Origin of the sequence: Streptomyces sp. NBC_00683, assembly GCF_036226745.1 — a bacterium.
Taxonomy (GTDB): Bacteria; Actinomycetota; Actinomycetes; order Streptomycetales; family Streptomycetaceae; genus Streptomyces.
In genome coordinates, this window is sequence record NZ_CP109013.1 from 1,856,741 (window position 1) to 1,875,330 (window position 18,590).

Sequence of the window (18,590 nt, forward strand, 5' to 3'; positions counted from 1 at the left end):
CTCGCGGGACATGACTGTCGGGAAAACGAGTGTTCTGGTCCTGGACTGTGCCGAGCCCATGGAGCTCGCCGGGTTCTACGCCGATCTGCTGGGTGCCGAGATGCGGGTGGGAAGCGATCCCGACTTCGTCGAGGTGGTCGGCAACCCGGGTGTGCACCTGGCCGTTCGCCGCGACCACGGCTACGCGCCCCCCAGCTGGCCCCGCCCCGAGGACTCCCAGCAGGCGCATCTGCGCATCCTGGTCGAGGTGGGGGACATGGACGAGGCCGAGCGTGAGGCGATAGGCCTGGGCGCCCGGCCGGTGGACACGAAGGACAGCAACAGCGGTCCGCGCGATGTCCGCGTCTACACGGATCCGGCCGGGCACTCGTTCTCCCTGGCCGTCTACCCCTCCTTCAGCCCCGAACGGCGGCGGAGCGAGGAGTCGGTGAGCACGGACGGGGTGTAACCGGAGTCGCGGACGGACAGATTGGTGCCGGGCGGGACGATCTCGTCGATCCGGTCGAGGACGTCCCGGCTGAGCCGGACCTTGTCCGCACCCAGCTGGCTGTCCAGCTGCTCGAAGGTGCGCGGCCCGATGATCGCCGAGGTCACGGCCGGGTGTTCCAGGACGAAGGCCAGGGCGAGCTGTACGAGGGTGAGTCCGGCCTCTTCGGCGAGCTCGGCCAGGGCTTCGGTGGCGGCCAGCTTGGCGGCGTTCTCCGGTGCGGTGATGTCGAAGCGGGCTGCCTGGCGTGCGGCACGGCTGGAGGCGGGCTGGTCGGCGCCCGTGCGGTAGCGGCCGGAGAGCCAGCCGCCGGCCAGCGGGCTCCAGGACAGGACTCCGAGTCCGTACCGCTGGACGACGGGCAGTACCTCTCGCTCGATGCCCCGGGCGAGCAGGGAGTACGGGGGCTGCTCGGCGACCACGCGTTCGCGGCCCCGGCGCTCGGCGATCCACTGGCCCTCGACGATCGCGGAGGGCTCGAAGGTGGAGGTGCCGATGTAGCGGATCTTGCCCTGGCGCACCAGGTCGGAGAGCGCGCCGAGTGTCTCGTCGAAGTCCGTGTCCGGCTCGGGGCGGTGCACCTGGTAGAGGTCGATCCAGTCGGTGCCGAGCCGGCGCAGGCTGTTCTCGACCTCGCGGATGATCCAACGGCGGCTGTTGCCCTGCTGGTTGGGGTCCTCGCCGAGGCTGCCGTGGAACTTGGTGGCGAGCACCACGTTGTCGCGCCGCCCGCCGGCCAGGGCCTTGCCCACGATGGTTTCGGACTCACCGGCGGAGTACACGTCGGCGGTGTCGACGAAGTTGATGCCCGAGTCCAGGGCGTGGTGGATGATCCGGACGCTGTCGTCGTGGTCGGTGTTGCCACGGGCGCCGAACATCATGGTGCCCAGGGCCAGCGGGCTGACCTTGACGCCGGTGCGTCCGAGGGTGCGGTAGTCGGTCATCCTGCGTTCTCCTTGACGAGTTCATCGGTGGTGAGGTGGTCCGCGGGTGCGGGGTTCCCGGTCTGCCGGAAGGCTTCCCAGAGGCGGTGGTAGGCGCCGCGCGCGGCGAGCAGTTCGGTGTGCGTGCCCGACTCGACGACGGTTCCGGCGTCGATGACGACGACCCGGTCGGCGCGCGCGGCGGTCGTCAGCCGGTGCGCGACGACGACGGTGGTCCGCCGCCTGGCCAGGGCCTCCGTCGCCGCCACGACACGGCGCTCGGTCGCCAGGTCCAGCGAGGCGGTGGCCTCGTCGAGCAGCAGGATGTCGGGGTCGACGAGCTCGGCGCGTGCCAGCGCGAGGAGTTGGCGCTGCCCGGCGGACAGGCCCCGGCCCCGCTCCCCCACCGGCTGGAGGTAGCCGAGCCGCAGCCCGGCGACCATCTCGTGCGCTCCGACCGTGCGGGCCGCCGCCTCCACCTCGGCGTCGGTGGCGTCGGGGCGCCCGTAGGCGATGGCGTCCCGGACGGTGCCGCTGAAGAGGTGGGCCTCCTGCGGGACGATGCCGAGCCTGCGGCGGAAGCCGGGGAGGTCGAGGTCGCGCAGGTCCTGGCCGTCGACCCGGACCGTGCCGGCCGCCGGATCGTAGAACCGGGCGAGGAGCTTGACGACCGTCGACTTCCCGGCGCCGGTGGCGCCGACCAGGGCGACCCTCTCACCGGGGGCGATGCGCAGGGAGAGCCCGTGCAGCACCTCCTGGCCGCCGCCGCCCGCGTATCCGAAGGAGACCCCGTCGAACTCGACGTCCCCGCGCAGTTCCCGGACGGGCCGGGGGCTCTCGGCGGGCGGGGTGCCGGCCGGGGTCCGCATCAGGCTGCGCAGCCTGCCGAGGCCGATGACGGCCTGCTGGTATCCGTCGAACACCTGGGAGAGCTGCTGGATCGGTGAGAAGAACAGCTCGACGTAGAGCAGGAACGCGATGAGGGTTCCCGCGCTCAGCTCACCCGCCCTGACCTGTCCCGCACCGATCACGAGAACGGCTGCGGTGGAGAGGGTGCCGAGGAATTCGACGAACGGGAAGAAGGTGCCCATGTAGCGCTGGGCGCGCAGTCTCGAGGTGCGGAAGGACCAGGCCAGTTCGGCGAAGTCGGCCGCGTTGCGCTGTTCGCGCCCGAAGGCCTGGGTGACGCGGATGGCGGTGACGTTCTCCTGGAGGCAGGCGTTGACGGCGCTGATGCGCTCCCTGGCCTCCCGGTAGGCGGGTACGGAGTGGTGGCGGAACAGTGCGGTCGCGCCGATCAGTACGGGCAGCGCGACGAGCAGGACGACGGCCAGGCCCGCGTCGATGACGAGGAGCGCGACGAGGACGCCGAGGATGGTGAGCAGACTGACGACGGCGGTGATCAGCCCGGTCTGCAGGAAGTTCGACAGGGCGTCCACGTCGGTGGTCATCCTCGTCATGATCCGGCCGCCGAGCTCCCGCTCGTAGTAGTCGAGGCCGAGACGCTGGAGCTGCGCGAAGGTCTTCACACGAAGGGTGTAGAGGAGGCGTTCACCGGTGCGCCCCGTCGTGCGGACCTGCGCGACTCCGATCAGCCAGTTCACCGCCACGACGAGCGCGGCTGCCGCGGCGGCGGCGAGCAGGACTCCTCCGGCCTGGCGTGCCACGCCGTGGTCCACTCCGTGCCGTACGAGGACGGGTACCGCGATCTGTGCGGCGGCGTCCAGGGCGACGAGGAGCAGCCCCAGCAGCAGCGGCACCCGGAAGGGCCGCAGCAGGGTGCCCAGGTGGAAGTCGGGGTCGGCTGCGACCGCCTGGGCGGTGGGGACCTTCGGGTCGGCCGCGGGCAGCGGCAGTCTGGCGAGGCCCGCCATCAGTTCGGCGCTCGGCGGGGCGGAGCCGAGCACTCCGCCGCCGGGCCCGGCCCGGCCGGGTCCTGAGGTGGCCGCCGCTTCGGCGAGGGCCTGGGCGGCCCGGACAGCGGTGCCTTCCTCGGTGGCGGTGTCGGCGCTCTCTGCGCGGTGCCACAGGTGCGCGGTGACCCCGTCGGCCACAGGGCCCTCGGGTGCGTCGGCCGCCTGCTCCGCTGCCTGCGGACTCTCGGCGGTCGACAGCAGCGTGCGGAACAGGGCCGAACGCGAGCGGAGTTCGTCCAGGGTGCCGGTGTCCGTGATCCGGCCGCCGTCCAGTACGGCGATCCGGTCGGCGAGCTCCAGGGTCGACCGGCGGTGCGCGACGATCAGGGTGGTGCGGCGACGGGTGGCCTCGTGGAGGCCCGCGTGGATCTCGGCCTCGACCCGGGCGTCGATGGCCGAGGTGGCGTCGTCGAGTACGAGGACGGCGGGGTCGCCGACCAGGGCGCGGGCCAGGGCGAGGCGCTGGCGCTGGCCGCCGGAGAGGGTGAGCCCCTGTTCGCCCACGACGGTGTCGTAGCCGTGGGGCAGCCGCTCGATGAACTCGTCGGCGCGGGCGGTCCGGGCGGCCCGGCGGATCTGCTCGTCGGTGGCGTCCGGGACGCCGTACGCGATGTTGGCGCGCACGGTGTCCGAGAGCAGCAGGCTCTCCTCGAAGACGAAGCCGATACGGGAGCGCAGTGAGGCCAGGGTCAGTTCGGTGACGTCGGTGCCGCCCACCCGTACGGATCCGGACGGCACGTCGTAGAACCGGGGCAGCAGGGCGGCCGCGGTGGACTTGCCGGAGCCGGCGGAGCCGATCAGCGCGAGGGTCTCGCCCGGTTCCACGTCGAGGGTGAAGCCGTCCAGCAGCGGGGCACCGTCCCCGTAGCCGAAGGTGACGTCCTGCCAGGAGAGGGCCGGTGGCCGGTCGGGGAGGTCGCGGGCGCCCGGTGCGTCGGTGATCACCGGTGCTTCGTCGACGACCTCCAGAACGCGTTCGGCGCCGGCCCGTGCCTGCTGCCAGACGGTGAGCAGCGTCGCCACCTGGCGTACGGGGGTGACGAAGGAGCCGAGATAGGTGGTGAAGGCGAGGAAGGTGCCCAGCGAGATCCGGCCGTCCAGGGCCATCCAGCCGCCGAGGGCGAGCACGGCGACCTGGCCGAGTGCGGGCACCGCCTGGAGGGCGGGGTTGTAGCGGCTGGTGAAGCGGACGACCCGCAGGCGGGAGGCGAACAGGGTACGGGCGCGCTCCTCCAGGCCGTTGAGTTCCCGTGTCTCCTGCCCGAAGCCCTTGACCACGCGGACGCCGGTGACGGTGGCCTCCACGGAGGAGGCCACTTCGGCGGCCTCCTGCTGGGCGTGCCAGTTGGCGGGGAACAGGTCGCGGCGGCTGCGCAGGGCGATGAGGTAGAGCAGCGGTCCGACGACCAGGGCGACCACGGTCAGCAGCGGCGAGAGCACCGCCATGAAGATCACGGAGCAGAGGAACATCAGGACGTTGCCCGTGAGGTTGGGCAGGAACTGCAGGAGCGTCTGGATCAGGGTGATGTCGGAGATGGACCGGCTGACGACCTGTCCGGTGCGCAGGTCGTCCTGCTGGGCGCCGCCGAGCCGCAGCAGTGCGGCGAAGGCGTCGTTGCGCAGGTCGTACTGGACACCGAGGGAGAGCCGGCCCGAGCGGTAGCGGCGGGTGAAGCTCGCCGCGAAGCGGATCGCGCCGAGGCCGGCGAGCAGGAGGGTCCAGGGGAGGAGCGATCCGGTGGTGCCCCCTGCCACCCCGTCCACGACATGGCGCAGGACGAGGGGCAGGGTGGCGGTGGCGACGGCCGCTACCAGGGCCGCTCCGAACGCGAGGAGCAGGTCGGTGCGGTGGCGCAGACAGTACCCCAGCAGCCGCCGCGCCCAGCCGGGCGGCGGCTGCGGGGACGTGCCGGTCTGCGGTGGCGGACAGTCGGTCACCGGGCCGCCGCCGCGAGGCCGATGCCGGTGTGGCCCTCGGAGGTGTCGACGGTGTCGAACAGCCGGTTGGCGGGGCGCGGCAGACCGTAGTGCTCGCGCAGGGTGGCGCCGGTGTACTCGGTGCGGAACAGGCCCCGCTCCTGGAGGATGGGGACGACCCGGTCCACGAAGACCTCCAGACCGGAGGGGAGCACGGCGGGCATGATGTTGAATCCGTCGGCCGCCCCGCTGTCGTACCAGTGCTCGATGGTGTCCGCGACCTGCTCGGCCGTTCCGGCGAAGGTGCGGTGGCCGCGCCCGCCGCCGAGCCGGCCGATGAGCTGGCGCACGGTCAGCTTCTCGCGTCTGGCGAGCTCCACGATGAGGGTGTAGCGGCTCTTGGCGCCCTCGATCTCGTCCTCGGTGGGGATGGACTCGGGGAGTTCCCTGTCGAGGTGGAGCTCGGAGGGGTCGAGCTTCAGCTTCTGCGCCAGCTGGCGCTTGGCGTACTCGGGGACGATGAGCCGGTCGAGCTCGGCGTCCAGCTCCAGGGCCTCGGCCTCGGTGTCCCCGATGACGGGGACGATGCCGGGCAGGATCTTGATGCCGTCCGGGTTGCGGCCGAGGGCTTCGGCGCGCTGCTTGACGTCCTTGTAGAAGGCGATGCCCTCCTCGAGCGTCTGCTGTGCGGTGAACACCGCCTCCGCGTAGCGGGCCGCGAAGTCCTTGCCGTCCTCACTGGATCCGGCCTGGACGAGCAACGGGTAGCCCTGCGGGGGGCGCTGGACGTTGAGCGGACCGTCGACCCGGAAGAACTCGCCGGTGTGGCCGATGGCGCGGACCCGCTCGGCCAGTGCGTGGACGCCGCTCTCCTTGTCGGCGACGACGGCGTCGTCCGCCCAGCTGTCCCAGAGCTTGGTCGACACCTCGACGAACTCACCCGCGCGCCGGTAGCGGTCGCGGTGCAGCGGGGTGTCGTCCAGACCGAAGTTGCGGGCCGCGTCGGCCCCGGCGGTGGTGACGATGTTCCAGCCGGCCCGGCCGCCGGAGACGTGGTCGAGCGAGGCGAACCTGCGGGCCAGGTTGTACGGCTCGTTGTAGCTGGTGGAGGCGGTGGCGATGAGCCCGATGTGCTCGGTCGCCCCGGCGAGTGCGGTGAGCAGGACGGTGGGTTCCAGCTTGGCGGCGGGGCGGCGGCCGGGGTCGCCCATCAGGACGGGGCTGTCGGCGAGGAACAGGGAGTCCAGACGGCCGCGTTCGGCGATGCGGGCCAGGTTCTTGTAGTGCTCGAGGTCGGAGTTGGCCTCGGCGGCGCTCTCGGGGAGCCGCCAGGACGCCTCGTGGTGGCCGGTGGACATCAGGAAGGCGTTCAGATGGAGCTGCTTGCGCGGCATGGTGTCTTCTCCTCGGGAATCAGTTCGTGAGCTGGGGCTGCGCCACGCCGAGGGCGCCGAGCAGCGTGTCGCGGTACTCCTGGAAGCGCGGGTCGCGACGGGAGCGCGGGGACGGCAGGTCGATCCTGAGGTCCACCGAGATCCGGCCGTCCTCGAGCACCAGCACGCGCTCGGCCAGTTCGACGGCCTCGTCGACGTCGTGGGTCACCAGGAGGACGGCGGGGCGGTGGCGTTCGTACAGTTCGCGCAGCAGGCCGTGCATCTTGATCCGTGTCAGCGCGTCCAGTGCTCCGAACGGCTCGTCGGCCAGGAGGAGTTCGGGGTCGCGGACCAGGGCCCGGGCCAGGGCCGCGCGCTGCTGTTCGCCGCCGGACAGCTCGTGGGGCCAGGAGCGGTCGCGGCCTTCGAGGCCGACCTCGGCCAGCGCGGTCAGGCCCCGCTCACGGGCCTTCGGGCCGCGCAGACCGAGGATGACGTTGTCGAGCACGCGCAGCCAGGGCAGCAGGCGGGAGTCCTGGAAGGAGAGGGACACCCGCTCGGGTACGAGGAGCTCACCGGATCCCTCGACCGTGTGGTCGAGGCGGGCCACGGCCCGGAGCAGAGTGGACTTGCCGGAGCCGCTGCGGCCGAGGAGCGCGGTGAACTCCCCCGGCGCCACGGTCAGATCGAGGTCCTTCAGGACGACCCGGTCGCCGAACCTGCGTACCAGCCCGGTCGTGCGTACCGCGGGCCGCTCGCCCTCGGTGCCGGGCAGGACCTCCGTCAGCCCGCCAGTGTGCGTCGCCATGACAGGACCCTCCTTTCGACTGCGCGTACCGCCGCGTCGGAGGCGAAGCCGAAGATCCCGTAGGCCACCAGCCCCACGATGATCACGTCGGACTGGGCGTACTGCTGGGCCTGGAACATCATGTAGCCGATACCGCTGGTGGCGTTGATCTGCTCGACCACGATGAGGCCGAGCCAGGACGAGGTGACTCCGAGGCGCAGGCCGACGAAGAAGCCGGGGAGCGAGCCGGGGGCGACGACCTTGCGGATGAACTGCCAGCGGCCCAGGTCGAGTCCCTCGGCGAGTTCCACGTACTTGCTGTCGATGCCGGTCAGCGAGGCGTACGTGTTGATGTACATGTTCACCGCGACGCCGAGCGCGATCACGGTGACCTTCATCTGCTCGCCGATGCCGAGCCAGAGGATCAGCAGCGGGAGCATGGCCAGGGACGGGATCGCCCGCTTGATCTGGAGCGGGCCGTCCAGCAGGTACTCTCCGCTGCGGCTCAGTCCGGCCGCCACGGCCAGGATCACCCCGGCCGACACCCCGAAGAACAGTCCGAGTCCGGCGCGCTGGAGGGAGATCAGGACGTTGTCCTGGAGCCGGCCGGTGGAGACCAGGTCGCCCGCGGTGGCGAGCACGGTGCCGGGCGAGGACAGGATGCGGGGGTCGAGATAGCCGGATGCGGACGCCGCCCACCATGCGGCGACGAGCAGCACGGGCCCGATCAGCCGCCCGAAGGGCAGGGACCGGCCGGGGCCGAGCCGCCGCCGGGTGCCGCGGGATGCGGGGGCGGCCTCCGCGGCTGCCCGCGGAGCCTCCACGGCCTCCGGCCGGGCCTCGCGTGCCTTGGACAGCAGATCCGTCATGACCCCTCCCGGTACTCGGCGGCCACGGCCGCGGCCGCCAGCCCTTCGAAGCGGCGGTCGAACAGCTCGGACGCCTTCTGTTCGGGTACGAATCCGCCCTCGGCGAGCAGGTCGGCGGTCTCCTGCTCCCAGGCGATGGCCTCGTCCCAGTTCGCGGGGAAGTGAGGCTTGTTGAGGGCGGCGACGATGCGCTTGCCGTCCTCCTTGGTGACGCCCTGGTCCTTCACGTAGTACGTGTCGATCCACTCGTCGCTGTTCTCCCACGCCCATACCTGGCCCCGCGCCCACAGCGGTATGAAGCTGCGCACCGCCGCCGCCTTCGCCGGGTCGTTGAGGACCTCGTTCGGCGCCCAGAGCACGGTCAGCAGGTCCACCACCTCTGTCTTCACCCCGCGGGCGCCGTCCTTGGCGTACTGGCTGAGGTACTTGGTGATGGTCGGCTCGCCCAGCGGGGCCACGTCCACCTGCTTGGACTGCAGGGCGGTCAGGAACTGGGTGCTGGGCAGGGCGACGAGCTCGACGTCGCTGTTGCTCAGACCCGCCGCCTTCAGTGCGCGCAGGACCACTACGCCCTGGGCCTGTCCCTGGGAGAACCCGATCTTCTTGCCCCGGAAGTCATCCACATTCCTGATGGACGATCCGGGTGCCGTGGCGAAGACGTACGTCGGCTTCTTGCGGACCTGCACTCCGACAATTTTCGCTCCGACACCGATGGCGTGCGCCTGGATCGGCGGAATTCCCGCATTGGTGGCCAGGTCGATCGATTTCGCACGGAATCCCTGGATGATGTCGGGGCCCGCAGAGAGGTTCGGCCATTCCGTAACGGTGAATTTCAGTTCTTCGGCGAGCCCGGCCGGCTCCAGTTGGAGTCGGGCCGTACGGACTGCGATGGTCAGTTTCGTGCCTGCCGGCGGATTTCCCGTGGGCAGGGCGCCGGCCGGTTCCGCGCCGGCCACGGCCTTGGTCTGCGGGGAGCAGGCAGCGAGGCTCAGGACGGTTCCGCCCGCCAGTGCGAGGAACGACCGTCGGGCAAGGGTCCGCTGGGTGTCTTTGCGTGTCATGGTGAATTCCTGATCACTGGTCGTGCGTGGGGCGGATGGAGTGGTAGGAGCCGTCGTGGAACAGCAGCGGGCTGCGCCCCTCGTCGAGCCAGGACTCCTCGACCCGGGCGACGACGATGCGGTGGTCACCGGCCGGGATGATGTGCTGGACGGTGAGCCGCAGCCAGCCGGTCACCCCGTCGAGCACGGGCTCACCGCCCGCCAGCCGGCTCCACCGGGTCGGCGCGGCGAAGCGGTCGATGCCACTGGTCGCGAACGTGGTGGCCAGCGCCTCCTGTTCGACGCCGAGGAAGTTCACCACCGCGGTGGCGGCCCGCTCGATGTGCGGCCAGGACGAGGCCGATGTCCCGATGCCGAAGGAGACCAGCGGCGGGGCGAGCGACAGCGAGGTGAGCGAGGTGGCGGTGAAGCCGACCGGCCCGTGGCCGGCGTCGGCGGTGACGACGACCACGCCTGCGGGGTACCTGCGGAATGCCTGCTTGAAACGTTCCGGGGCAATGCCGGGCGCGGCGGGTTCGGTTGATTGGACAGCGGCATACGAAGACACAGTGACGGTCAACGTCTCTCCCCGGTCGGAAAGGCGGAAAATGGGTGCGCGGACAGACGGGCGGAGAGAAAACACGCACAGGGTGCGGACCGCCCGGAAATTCTGCTGAGGGTTATCGGTTACCCGGACAGGGGCGACAACAGGAACGCCGGGCGATATCGCTCACCGGCGCAGCCGCGCGGCAGGAACGTGCCGCCTGGGGCACATTCCTCGAATTCCGCTGTCGGCTGGTCATGAATCCATCTTCCCGTTCGGGGCGAGGGCGGGTCAACAATGCAACGATCTGAATTAAGTCGGTATTCGCCGGGGCGGTCAGGACACCGCGGGCAGTGCGGGCCACGGCCCGAGCGGGTCGGTGTACAGCGCGCCGAGCGCGACCGCGCCACCCGCGGTGGCCAGCACCGATCCGGTGAAGCTGCTCGGCACCACCGCGCTTTCGGGGTCGTCGCACACACCGGAGCGTTCGGCCACCTCCGCCCGCAGATCGGCGAGACACTGCGGCAGCCGGCCCGCTCCGGGCTCGACCACCACCAGGCACTCCGGGTCGAACATGTCCAGCAGCAGTGCCGCGGCCCGGCCCACCAGCCGGGCGCGGCGGCGGAACAGCGCCACGGCGCGCGGCTCGTCCGCCATCGCGTGGTCCAGCAGTTCACCGAACGAGGCGACGTGCAGGCCCTGTTCGGCGGCCCGGCGGATCATCGCGCGCTCGGAGACCTCGGACTGGAGGCATCCGGTACGGCCACAGCTACAGGGCTCCGCGTCACCCGATCCGCCCGGCCCCAGCGGCAGATGGGCCACGCTGCCCGCTCCGGAGCGCGGGCCCCGGTGCAGCTCGCCCGCGGTGGCGAAGGCGGCGTCGACGACCGCGCCGATGAACAGCAGCACCGTGCTGGCCCGCGTCGACACCTCACCGAACATCTGCTCGGCCCGCGCCAACGCTCTTGAGTGGCTGTCCACATGGACGGGCAGCCCGGTGGCGGCGGTCAGGATCTCCCGTACGGGCACGGAGCGCCAGCCGAGATGAGGATGTTCCACGACCACTCCGGCGGCGGAGTCCACCCGGTGGCCGGTGGCCACACCCAGGGCCAGCACGGTCCGGCCGGCCGCGTGAGCGGCCGTCAGCCGGGGCAGCCGGGCGGCCAGGTCGGCCAGGATGCCGCGGGGTTCGGTGCTGCGGTGCGGCCGACGGTCCTCGGCCACCACCCGGCCGCGCAGATCCATCAGGGCGACCGTCGAGTGCGCGACGGCGATGTGGGCCCCCGCCACCAGGAACCGGCCGGTGTCGATCTCTACCGGTATGTGGGGGCGTCCGAGGCCTCGCGGTCCGGTGGTCTCCTGGCTCTCACGGACCAGTCCGCGGGACAGGAGGTGTCCCACGTGTCCGGTCACCGAGGCGGGCGACAGGCCGGTGACGCGGGCGACGGTGGAGCGGGCCACCGGGCCGTGGTCGAGGATCGCGCTCAGCACGGCTCCCGTGCCGGAGACACGGCGGGCGGCTGCGGCCGCGGGGATGTCCGAGCGGCGCAGCGGACCGGTGCGGCGGGCGGGCGCAGGCAGACTCTTCACAGGTGTCTTCCAGGTCCTCGGTGGCAGCGGGCGGTACGGGTGCGGTCCCGCCCCGGCGATGGTGCGGGGCGGTTCCTGGTGGCGGATGCGGCCGGTATCGGTCCGGTCCGGATTCCGCTTGTCCCGTGCGGCGGGGCGCCCGCGGCGCGCAGGGGGAGCGTGTCCCCGTGGGCGGTTCGCGCGGGCTCCGTGTGTTCAGGCCCGGTGACACGCCGCGGAGCACACGCGCTTCAGGTCGACATGACCTCGCGTCGTCAGGTGTGCGGATCGCTGCATGCCGCGCAACGTAGCCGGAACGGCGTAAGCCGGTCAAACCACTGCCCGCATGCTGGGACACCTGTCCACGGACGTGTGTTGCGCGCGTATTGCGCCGCGTTGAACGGGTGTTGAGAGCGTGTGGCGGCACCGTTTCCGCGCTTGACACAGACCGGCCGAGGCTTGCCCGAACCCGGGCGTTTCCAGGAATTAACCTCTTGATGCCTTGTCACTCCCTGTCTACGCGCATAGCTTTTGCCACCTCACTACAACTTGGGGGCAGTTCCCGTGCACATAGCCAGACCCGGCTCCGCCCTGCTGGCCGGCGCCGTCGCCGTAACCCTCTCGGTGACCGCGCTGCCCGCCGCCTTCGCGGCCCCGTCCTCCACCGCCGTGATCTCCGAGGTGTACGGGGGCGGCGGCAACTCCGGTGCGACGCTCACCCGCGACTTCATCGAGCTGGCCAATGCCGGCTCGAGCCCGTTCGGACTGTCGGGCTTCAGCGTCCAGTACCTGCCGGGCACCCCGTCCGCCGGCTCGCTGTGGCAGGTCTCCGAGCTGTCCGGCGCCGTCGCGCCCGGTGGCCGCTACCTCGTCGCACAGGCCGCCGGCACCGGCGGCACGGTGGCCCTGCCTACCGCCGACGCCACCGGCACGGTCGCGATGTCCGCGGCGAGCGGCACCGTCGCGCTGGTCTCGGGCACGACACCGCTGACCTGCAAGACAGCCGCGGACTGCGCCGTCGACACCCGGATCGTGGACCTCGTCGGCTACGGCTCGGCGGTCGTCCGCGAGGGCACCGGCCCGGCGACGGGCACCTCGGCCACCGCCTCCGTGGCACGCGGTACGTCCCTCGCGGACACCGACGACAACGCGGCGGACCTGGCCGCGGGCACCCCGACGCCGGTCAACGCGGCCGGCCAGACCTCGGGCGGATCAGGGCCGGGCGAGCCCGGCGGACCGACCGAGCCCGGCACCGTACGGGTGCACGACATCCAGGGCACGACCCGTGTCTCCCCGCTCGTGGGCCAGGCGGTCACCGGTGTCCCCGGCGTCGTCACCGGCGTACGGACCAGCGGTTCGCGCGGCTTCTGGATCCAGGACACCGCACCGGACGCCGACGCCCGTACGAGCGAGGGCCTGTTCGTGTACACCGGCTCCGCCGCCCCGGCCGTCGCCGTGGGCGACTCGGTGCTGGTCAGCGGCAAGGTGGCCGAGTACTACCCGTCCGCCACCACCCAGTCGCTCACCCAGCTCACCGCCCCGAGCACCACGGTCCTGTCCTCGGGCAACGCCCTTCCGGCGCCCGTCGTCCTCGACGCGGCCTCGGTGCCCGACGCCTACGTACCGTCGGCGGGCGGCGGTTCGATCGACGCACTGGCCCTGGACCCGGCCACGTACGCCCTGGACCTGTACGAGTCGGTCGAGGGCGCCCGTGCCACGATCGCCGACACCCGGGTGACGGGGGCGACGACCGCGTACGACGAGGTCTGGGTGACGGTCAAGCCGGAGGAGAACCGCACCCGGCGCGGCGGCACGCTCTACGCCTCGTACGAGGACCAGAACACCGGCCGCATCAAGGTGATGTCGCTGAACGCCGCGCAGCCGGTCCCGGTGGCGGACGTGGGCGACGAGCTCTCCGGCTCCACCACGGGCGTCATCGACTACGCCTCGTTCGGCGGGTACAACCTCCAGGCCACCGAGCTCGGCACGCTCACCGACAACGGGCTGCGGCGCGAGGTGACACGGAAGCAGAAGCGCAAGGAGCTCGCCGTCGCCACGTACAACGTGGAGAACCTCGACGCGCTCGACGAGCAGACCAAGTTCGACACGCTCGCCGAGGGTGTCGCGGTCAGCCTCGCCTCCCCCGACATCGTCTCGCTGGAGGAGATCCAGGACGACAACGGCGCGGCGAACGACGGCACGGTCGGCTCCGACGCCACGCTGAAGCGGTTCACCGACGCGATCGTCGCCGCGGGCGGACCGCGGTACGCATGGCGTTACGTCGCACCCGAGGACGGCAAGGACGGCGGCGAGCCCGGCGGCAACATCCGCAACGTCTTCCTCTTCAACCCCCAGCGGGTCGACTTCGTGGACCGTGCGGGCGGCGACGCGACCACCGCCGTGACGGCCGTGAAGACCAAGAAGGGTGCCACGCTCTCCGTCTCGCCCGGCCGGATCAACCCGACGAGCGCCGCCTGGGACGACAGCCGCAAGCCCCTGGTGGGCGAGTTCCGCTTCCGCGGGAAGCCGGTCTTCGTCATCGGCAACCACTTCGCGTCCAAGGGCGGCGACCAGCCCCTGCACGGGCGGTACCAGGAGCCCGTGCGCAGCTCGGAGACGAAGCGGGTCCAGCAGGGGGCGGAGGTCAACACCTTCGTCCGCTCGCTGCTGACGGCGGACAGGTCGGCGCAGGTGATCACGCTCGGCGACCTGAACGACTTCGCGTTCTCGCCGACGATGGACGCGCTGACCGGTGGCAAGGTGCTCAAGCCGCTGATCACGACGCTGCCGAGGAGCGAGCAGTACAGCTACGTGTACGACGGCAACTCGCAGACGCTGGACCACATTCTGACCAGCCCCGCGATCCGCCGCTTCGACTACGACGTGGTGCACATCAACGCGGAGTTCGCCGACCAGGCGAGCGACCACGACCCGCAGATCGTGCGGGTCGACGTGAGCGGCAACGGCGGCCACAAGCACTGACCGCCTCCGGGGACGGCCGGCACCGGCCGTCCCCGGATCCCGTTCGGCAGACCGCGTTCAGGCGTCCGCGCGGGTCGCTGCCTTGCCGCCCGGGACCGTGGCCTGGCGCGGAAGTGCGTGGGCGGCGGGCGGCGGATCCGGTGGCCCGTCCGCCGGTTCGTCGGTGAAGAAGCGGGTGACGAGTGCGGCGACCTCGTCGGAGCGTTCCAGGACCACCCAGTGGTCGGACTCCGGCAGGGTGAGGAAGCGGCTTCCCTCGATCGTCGCGGCGAACTCCCGCTGCCGCCGGGGCGAGGTCACCGTGTCGTGCTCCCCGGCGAAGACCAGGGCCGGTACGCCGGACAGTCCCCCGGAGAAGTCGGGCCGGTCCCCCAGCGCCCGGTGCAGCGAGTCCGCGGCGTGCGGCGAGTGGCTGAGTGCGTGCAGGAACGAGCGGCGTACGTAGCGCCTGGCGAGTTCCCTGCGGTGCACCGGACGGTCCGGGTCCAGGCACATGAGTCCGTCGGCGGCCAGCTCCGCGAAACCCTCCGCGTCACCTTCTGCCAGCCGCTCCGTGGCCCGGTGCCAGTAGCTCCGCTGGGCGGCGCCGATGTGCGCGGGAACGCCGCCGAGGACGAGCCGGGCGATGCGGCCGGGGTCGTGCCGCGCACAGCCGAAGGCGATGGCCGCGCCGTAGGAGAAGCCGAACAGGTTGACCCGGGGCGCGCCGATGTCGTCGATGATCCCGGTGACCGCGGCACGCAGGATGCCCGCGCAGTCGCCGGGCGGCAGCGGGTCCGCCGTACCCATGCCGGGCAGGTCCGCGGTGACCACATCGGCCACCGGGCCCAGGTGATCGTCCATCTGCGGCCAGCCGAACATGCCCTGCAGCGCGCCGCCGAGGACGAGTACGGGTTCGGTGCCCGGGCCGTGCGCCGGTTCGGCACGGGGCAGGATGCGGTAGCCGTACCGCAGCCCGTGGACGGACAGGGACCGGATGATCTCCTCGGGCATGGTGCTCCTTCCCGTCAGGCCCTGGTGAGGACGAGCGCCGCGTTGTGACCGCCGAAACCGAGCGAGGTCTTGACCGCGCAGTCGAACGCGCCCCGCCTGGCCTCCTTGCTCACCACGTCGAGGGGGATCGCGGGGTCGGGTGCGTCGAGATTGGCCGTCGGCGGTACGAGCTGGTGCTGGAGCGCCAGGACGGTCAGCGCGGTCTCGATGCCGCCCGCGGCTCCCAGGGTGTGACCGGTCATCGCCTTGGTGGACGTGACCAGGGGGTGCTCGCCGAGGACCCGGCGCAGCATGGTCGCCTCGATGAGGTCGTTGGCGACGGTCGAGGTGCCGTGGGCGTTGGCGTGGCCGATGTCGGAGGCGTCGAGGCCCGCGTCGGCCAGGGCGGTGCGCAGCGCCCGTTCGATGCCGAGGCCGTCCGGGTCCGGGGCGACGGCGGAGTGTGCGTCGCTCGATGCCCCGTAGCCGGCCACGCGGGCGCGGACCGTGGCCCCGCGGGCCCGTGCGTGCTCGGGGCGTTCCAGCACGAGGAGCCCCGCACCCTCGCCGACGACGAAGCCGTCGCGGTGGGTGTCGAAGGGCCGGCAGGCCGCCTGAGGGTCGTCGCGGCGGGTGGAGACGGCCCGCATCTGGCAGGCGCTGGCGATGAGCAGCCGGGAGCAGACCGATTCGGCGCCGCCCGCGACGACGATGTCGCAGGCCCCGGTGCGGAGCATCTGATGGGCGGTGCCGATGGCGACGGTGCCGGAGGAGCAGGCGGTGGAGACCGCCTGGCTGGGGCCGTGGACGCCCAGGTCCATGGCGACGCTGCTGGCGGCGCCGTTGACGACGGACAGCGGGGCGAGCTTCGGGGAGACACGTCGCGCGCCGCGCTCGGTGAGGGTCGTGTGCTGCTCGTCGTAGAAGGGAAGCCCGCCGTGCGCCGAGCCGATGACGACGGCGACCCGGCCGCTGTCCCAGACCGCCGGGTCGAGACCGGCGTCGGCGACCGCCTCGCGTGCGGCGATCACGGCGAGCTGCGAGAAGCGGTCCATCAGCCGCTGGGCGGCGACGCCGAGGACGGCCCTCGTGTCGAGGTCCGTGATCGAGTACATGAAGTCGCAGGGCAGACCGGCCAGTTCGGGCCGGTGCATGACCGAGGGGGCGACGCTTGTGTCGCACACCCCGCGCCATGCCGCCTCGACCCCGACACCGGCGGCGGTCACCAGACCGATCCCGGTGACAGCGGCACTGAACGGCTCGGTCCCCGGACGGGCGGACGTGCGGGCGAACGGCCGCCGGGCCGTCACGCGCCGGCCTTGCTGCACACTGCCGCGACCAGTTGGCCCACGGTGTCGCGCGACGAGAGGACGACATCCTCGAGGTCGATGTCCATACGGTCCTCGATGAGGAGCCGGAGTTCCTCCAGGGCGAGCGAGTCCAGGCGCAGTTGACGGAGGGGCACCTCCGGCCGGATGGCCAGGGGATCCGCTCCGAATGTGGTGACGAGCAAGGCGCTGATCTCTTCCGAGGTGCTCATGGGGACGCTCCTCCGCTCTCGTACGCGGTGACGCCGGCCGCGTGGGGGTGGGACGGCCATCGGGGACGCCGGCTGCTCCGGAGGCACCCTTTATACGCCTTCGCGGCCGGGATTCCGGCCCCCGTTCCCCCGTGAGGAGGGGGGACGACCAGGTGTGCGAATCCGACGTGCCGCGGGGAGGGGTGACACGATGGGTGCACACAGGGGCAACGAGAGGGAGAAGCGGTCATGGCGGCGGAGCAGCACGACGGTCCGGTACAGCTCAGCCCGACGAACTGGGTTGCGAAGCAGGCCGAGTTGTACGAGTCGTCCGGCGGGACCAAGGGCACCACCCAGCTCGGCGTCCCGTGCCTGCTGCTGGACTGCGTGGGCCGGCGCAGCGGGGCGGTACGGCGCACGGTCCTGATGTACGGCCGCGACGGCGACGACTACCTGATCGTGGGGTCGAACGGCGGCTCGGACAGCCATCCGCTCTGGTACCTGAACCTGCTGTCCGAACACGCCGTCGACATCCGGGTCGGCACGGAGCGCTTCCCGGCGCTCGCCGAGACCCTCACGCCCGAGGAGAAGGCCCGGGTGTGGCCGCATCTGGTGGAGGTCTTCCCCCGGTACGCGCAGTACCAGCAGGGCACCGGCCGCGACATCCCCGTGGTACGGCTCCGGCGCCGCTGACCTGCCCGGACGGTCCGGCAGGGCAGCCCGGCCGAGCCTGCCCCCAACGGGGCTCCCTGCAGGGCTTCCTGATGCGTAAACTCCGCGATCATGACCTTCGAAACGGTTCAGTCCGACCCGTCCGCCCTCGACGGACCCGCACTCTTCCCGACCATGTCCACCATGCGCGCCATGCGCCGCCTCAAGCCGGACGCCGTGCCGGACGAGACGATCGAGAAGCTCATACAGGCCGCCGTCTGGGGACCCAGCGGCGGCAACATGCAGTGTTACGAGTACGTCGTCGTCACCGACCGCGAGGTGATGGCCCGCCTGGCCCCGCTGTGGAAGCGCTGCGTCGACGCGTATCTGGCGACCACGGGCAAGTACGCGCCGAAGGGCATGGACGACGCGGCGTACGGCCGGATGGTGGCGGCCATCGAGTACCAGCGCGACCACTTCGCGGACACACCGGCGCTGATCATCCCCTGCTACCGGTTCCCGGAGCCGCAGTTCGACGACGAGGGCCTGCAGGTCTACGCCGAGTCGCTCGGCCCGGCGGGGCTTGCGCACATGACGGACACGCAGACGCGCTTCCAGGCACTCGCCGAGGGTTCCTGCGTCTATCCCGGCGTCCAGAACATCCTGCTCGCCGCACGGGCCCTGGGGCTCGCCGCCAACCTGACCATCTGGCACCTGATGCTGGAGCAGGAGTGGAAGGAGGCGCTCGGGATCCCCGAGGACATGGAGACCTTCGCCGCCATTCCCGTCGGGTGGCCGCAGGGCAACTTCGGGCCCGTCCGGCGCCGTCCGGTGGCGGACGTCATCCACCGGGACCGCTGGTAGCAGCACGGGGCTCCGGCGCCCCCGACGGGGGTGCCGGAATCACCCCAACTCCATTGGAGTGAAAGGGATTTGACCACGCTCGCGCCGCGTTGGCATGTCCTGACCCGGTCGATAGCCTGTGCGGGCTCGCGCCCTCGGCCCACCCCACCCGGGCCCGGGGGTCCGTCCTCCCCCACA

General features: G+C 71.7%; 15 protein-coding genes. 4 read left to right on the forward strand and 11 right to left on the reverse strand.

What is annotated here, in order from left to right:
• Positions 1-10 precede the first annotated feature (10 nt).
• Positions 11-448, forward strand: coding sequence for a VOC family protein (locus OG257_RS08215; RefSeq protein ID WP_329206095.1), 438 nt, complete (start codon positions 11-13; stop codon positions 446-448).
• Here OG257_RS08215 and OG257_RS08220 read toward each other — a convergent pair.
• The 8 genes from OG257_RS08220 to OG257_RS08255 form a co-directional block, all read right to left on the reverse strand.
• Positions 385-1,431: an aldo/keto reductase gene (locus OG257_RS08220; RefSeq protein ID WP_329206097.1), complete on the reverse strand. Its 1,047-nt coding sequence runs from the start codon at positions 1,429-1,431 to the stop codon at positions 385-387. The genes OG257_RS08215 and OG257_RS08220 overlap by 64 nt on opposite strands.
• Positions 1,428-5,264 (reverse strand): ABC transporter ATP-binding protein, encoded by a 3,837-nt coding sequence (locus tag OG257_RS08225; RefSeq protein WP_329206099.1) that lies wholly within the window; start codon positions 5,262-5,264, stop codon positions 1,428-1,430. The genes OG257_RS08220 and OG257_RS08225 overlap by 4 nt, the downstream gene beginning before the upstream one ends.
• On the reverse strand, positions 5,261-6,637 hold the full coding sequence (locus OG257_RS08230) for an LLM class flavin-dependent oxidoreductase (RefSeq protein ID WP_329206101.1): 1,377 nt from the start codon (positions 6,635-6,637) through the stop codon (positions 5,261-5,263). Before OG257_RS08230 ends, OG257_RS08225 begins: the two co-directional genes overlap by 4 nt.
• Positions 6,638-6,656: 19 nt before the next feature.
• Positions 6,657-7,424 (reverse strand): ABC transporter ATP-binding protein, encoded by a 768-nt coding sequence (locus OG257_RS08235; RefSeq protein ID WP_329206103.1) that lies wholly within the window; start codon positions 7,422-7,424, stop codon positions 6,657-6,659.
• Positions 7,400-8,272 carry an ABC transporter permease gene (locus tag OG257_RS08240; protein WP_329206105.1) on the reverse strand — a complete coding sequence of 291 codons (873 nt, stop codon included), beginning with the start codon at positions 8,270-8,272 and terminating at the stop codon, positions 7,400-7,402. The genes OG257_RS08235 and OG257_RS08240 overlap by 25 nt, the downstream gene beginning before the upstream one ends.
• The gene (locus OG257_RS08245) at positions 8,269-9,333 is read right to left on the reverse strand and encodes an ABC transporter substrate-binding protein (protein WP_329206107.1); all 1,065 of its coding nucleotides are present in this window, start codon (positions 9,331-9,333) and stop codon (positions 8,269-8,271) included. The genes OG257_RS08240 and OG257_RS08245 overlap by 4 nt, the downstream gene beginning before the upstream one ends.
• Positions 9,334-9,346: 13 nt before the next feature.
• The gene (locus tag OG257_RS08250) at positions 9,347-9,892 is read right to left on the reverse strand and encodes a flavin reductase family protein (RefSeq protein WP_329206109.1); all 546 of its coding nucleotides are present in this window, start codon (positions 9,890-9,892) and stop codon (positions 9,347-9,349) included.
• A gap of 300 nt (positions 9,893-10,192) precedes the next feature.
• Complete coding sequence (locus OG257_RS08255) at positions 10,193-11,446, reverse strand: ROK family transcriptional regulator (RefSeq protein WP_329206111.1); 1,254 nt, start codon at positions 11,444-11,446, stop codon at positions 10,193-10,195.
• Between the two features lie 543 nt (positions 11,447-11,989).
• Between OG257_RS08255 and OG257_RS08260 the strand changes: the two genes are divergently transcribed.
• Entirely contained in the window at positions 11,990-14,407 is a 2,418-nt protein-coding gene (locus tag OG257_RS08260; RefSeq protein ID WP_329206113.1) for an endonuclease/exonuclease/phosphatase family protein, read from the forward strand.
• Positions 14,408-14,464: 57 nt separating this feature from the next.
• On the opposite strand, the gene OG257_RS08265 is transcribed toward OG257_RS08260, so the two are convergent.
• From OG257_RS08265 to OG257_RS08275, 3 genes are read right to left on the reverse strand one after another with little or no spacing between them, the layout of a single operon-like run.
• Complete coding sequence (locus OG257_RS08265; protein ID WP_329206115.1) at positions 14,465-15,400, reverse strand: alpha/beta fold hydrolase; 936 nt, start codon at positions 15,398-15,400, stop codon at positions 14,465-14,467.
• Positions 15,401-15,414: 14 nt separating this feature from the next.
• On the reverse strand, positions 15,415-16,689 hold the full coding sequence (locus OG257_RS08270) for a beta-ketoacyl-[acyl-carrier-protein] synthase family protein (protein WP_329206118.1): 1,275 nt from the start codon (positions 16,687-16,689) through the stop codon (positions 15,415-15,417).
• Positions 16,686-16,919 (reverse strand): acyl carrier protein, encoded by a 234-nt coding sequence (locus OG257_RS08275; RefSeq protein ID WP_329206120.1) that lies wholly within the window; start codon positions 16,917-16,919, stop codon positions 16,686-16,688. The genes OG257_RS08270 and OG257_RS08275 overlap by 4 nt, the downstream gene beginning before the upstream one ends.
• Before the next feature lie 228 nt (positions 16,920-17,147).
• On the opposite strand from OG257_RS08275, the gene OG257_RS08280 reads away from it, so the two are divergent.
• Together OG257_RS08280 and OG257_RS08285 are read left to right on the forward strand one after the other, a co-directional pair.
• On the forward strand, positions 17,148-17,591 hold the full coding sequence (locus OG257_RS08280) for a nitroreductase family deazaflavin-dependent oxidoreductase (RefSeq protein WP_329206122.1): 444 nt from the start codon (positions 17,148-17,150) through the stop codon (positions 17,589-17,591).
• A 90-nt stretch (positions 17,592-17,681) separates the two neighbouring features.
• Complete coding sequence (locus OG257_RS08285) at positions 17,682-18,413, forward strand: nitroreductase family protein (RefSeq protein WP_329206124.1); 732 nt, start codon at positions 17,682-17,684, stop codon at positions 18,411-18,413.
• Positions 18,414-18,590: the final 177 nt, after the last annotated feature.

Excerpts from the sequence above, each read along its gene's own strand:
- OG257_RS08220 (WP_329206097.1), bottom strand. The coding sequence starts at position 1,431 with ATGACCGACTACCGCACCCTCGGACGCACCGGCGTCAAGGTCAGCCCG.
- OG257_RS08245 (WP_329206107.1), bottom strand. The coding sequence starts at position 9,333 with ATGACACGCAAAGACACCCAGCGGACCCTTGCCCGACGGTCGTTCCTC.
- OG257_RS08230 (WP_329206101.1), bottom strand. The coding sequence starts at position 6,637 with ATGCCGCGCAAGCAGCTCCATCTGAACGCCTTCCTGATGTCCACCGGC.
- OG257_RS08235 (WP_329206103.1), bottom strand. The coding sequence starts at position 7,424 with ATGGCGACGCACACTGGCGGGCTGACGGAGGTCCTGCCCGGCACCGAG.
- OG257_RS08285 (WP_329206124.1), top strand. The coding sequence starts at position 17,682 with ATGACCTTCGAAACGGTTCAGTCCGACCCGTCCGCCCTCGACGGACCC.
- OG257_RS08265 (WP_329206115.1), bottom strand. The coding sequence starts at position 15,400 with ATGCCCGAGGAGATCATCCGGTCCCTGTCCGTCCACGGGCTGCGGTAC.
- OG257_RS08280 (WP_329206122.1), top strand. The coding sequence starts at position 17,148 with ATGGCGGCGGAGCAGCACGACGGTCCGGTACAGCTCAGCCCGACGAAC.
- OG257_RS08275 (WP_329206120.1), bottom strand. The coding sequence starts at position 16,919 with ATGAGCACCTCGGAAGAGATCAGCGCCTTGCTCGTCACCACATTCGGA.
- OG257_RS08240 (WP_329206105.1), bottom strand. The coding sequence starts at position 8,272 with ATGACGGATCTGCTGTCCAAGGCACGCGAGGCCCGGCCGGAGGCCGTG.
- OG257_RS08215 (WP_329206095.1), top strand. The coding sequence starts at position 11 with ATGACTGTCGGGAAAACGAGTGTTCTGGTCCTGGACTGTGCCGAGCCC.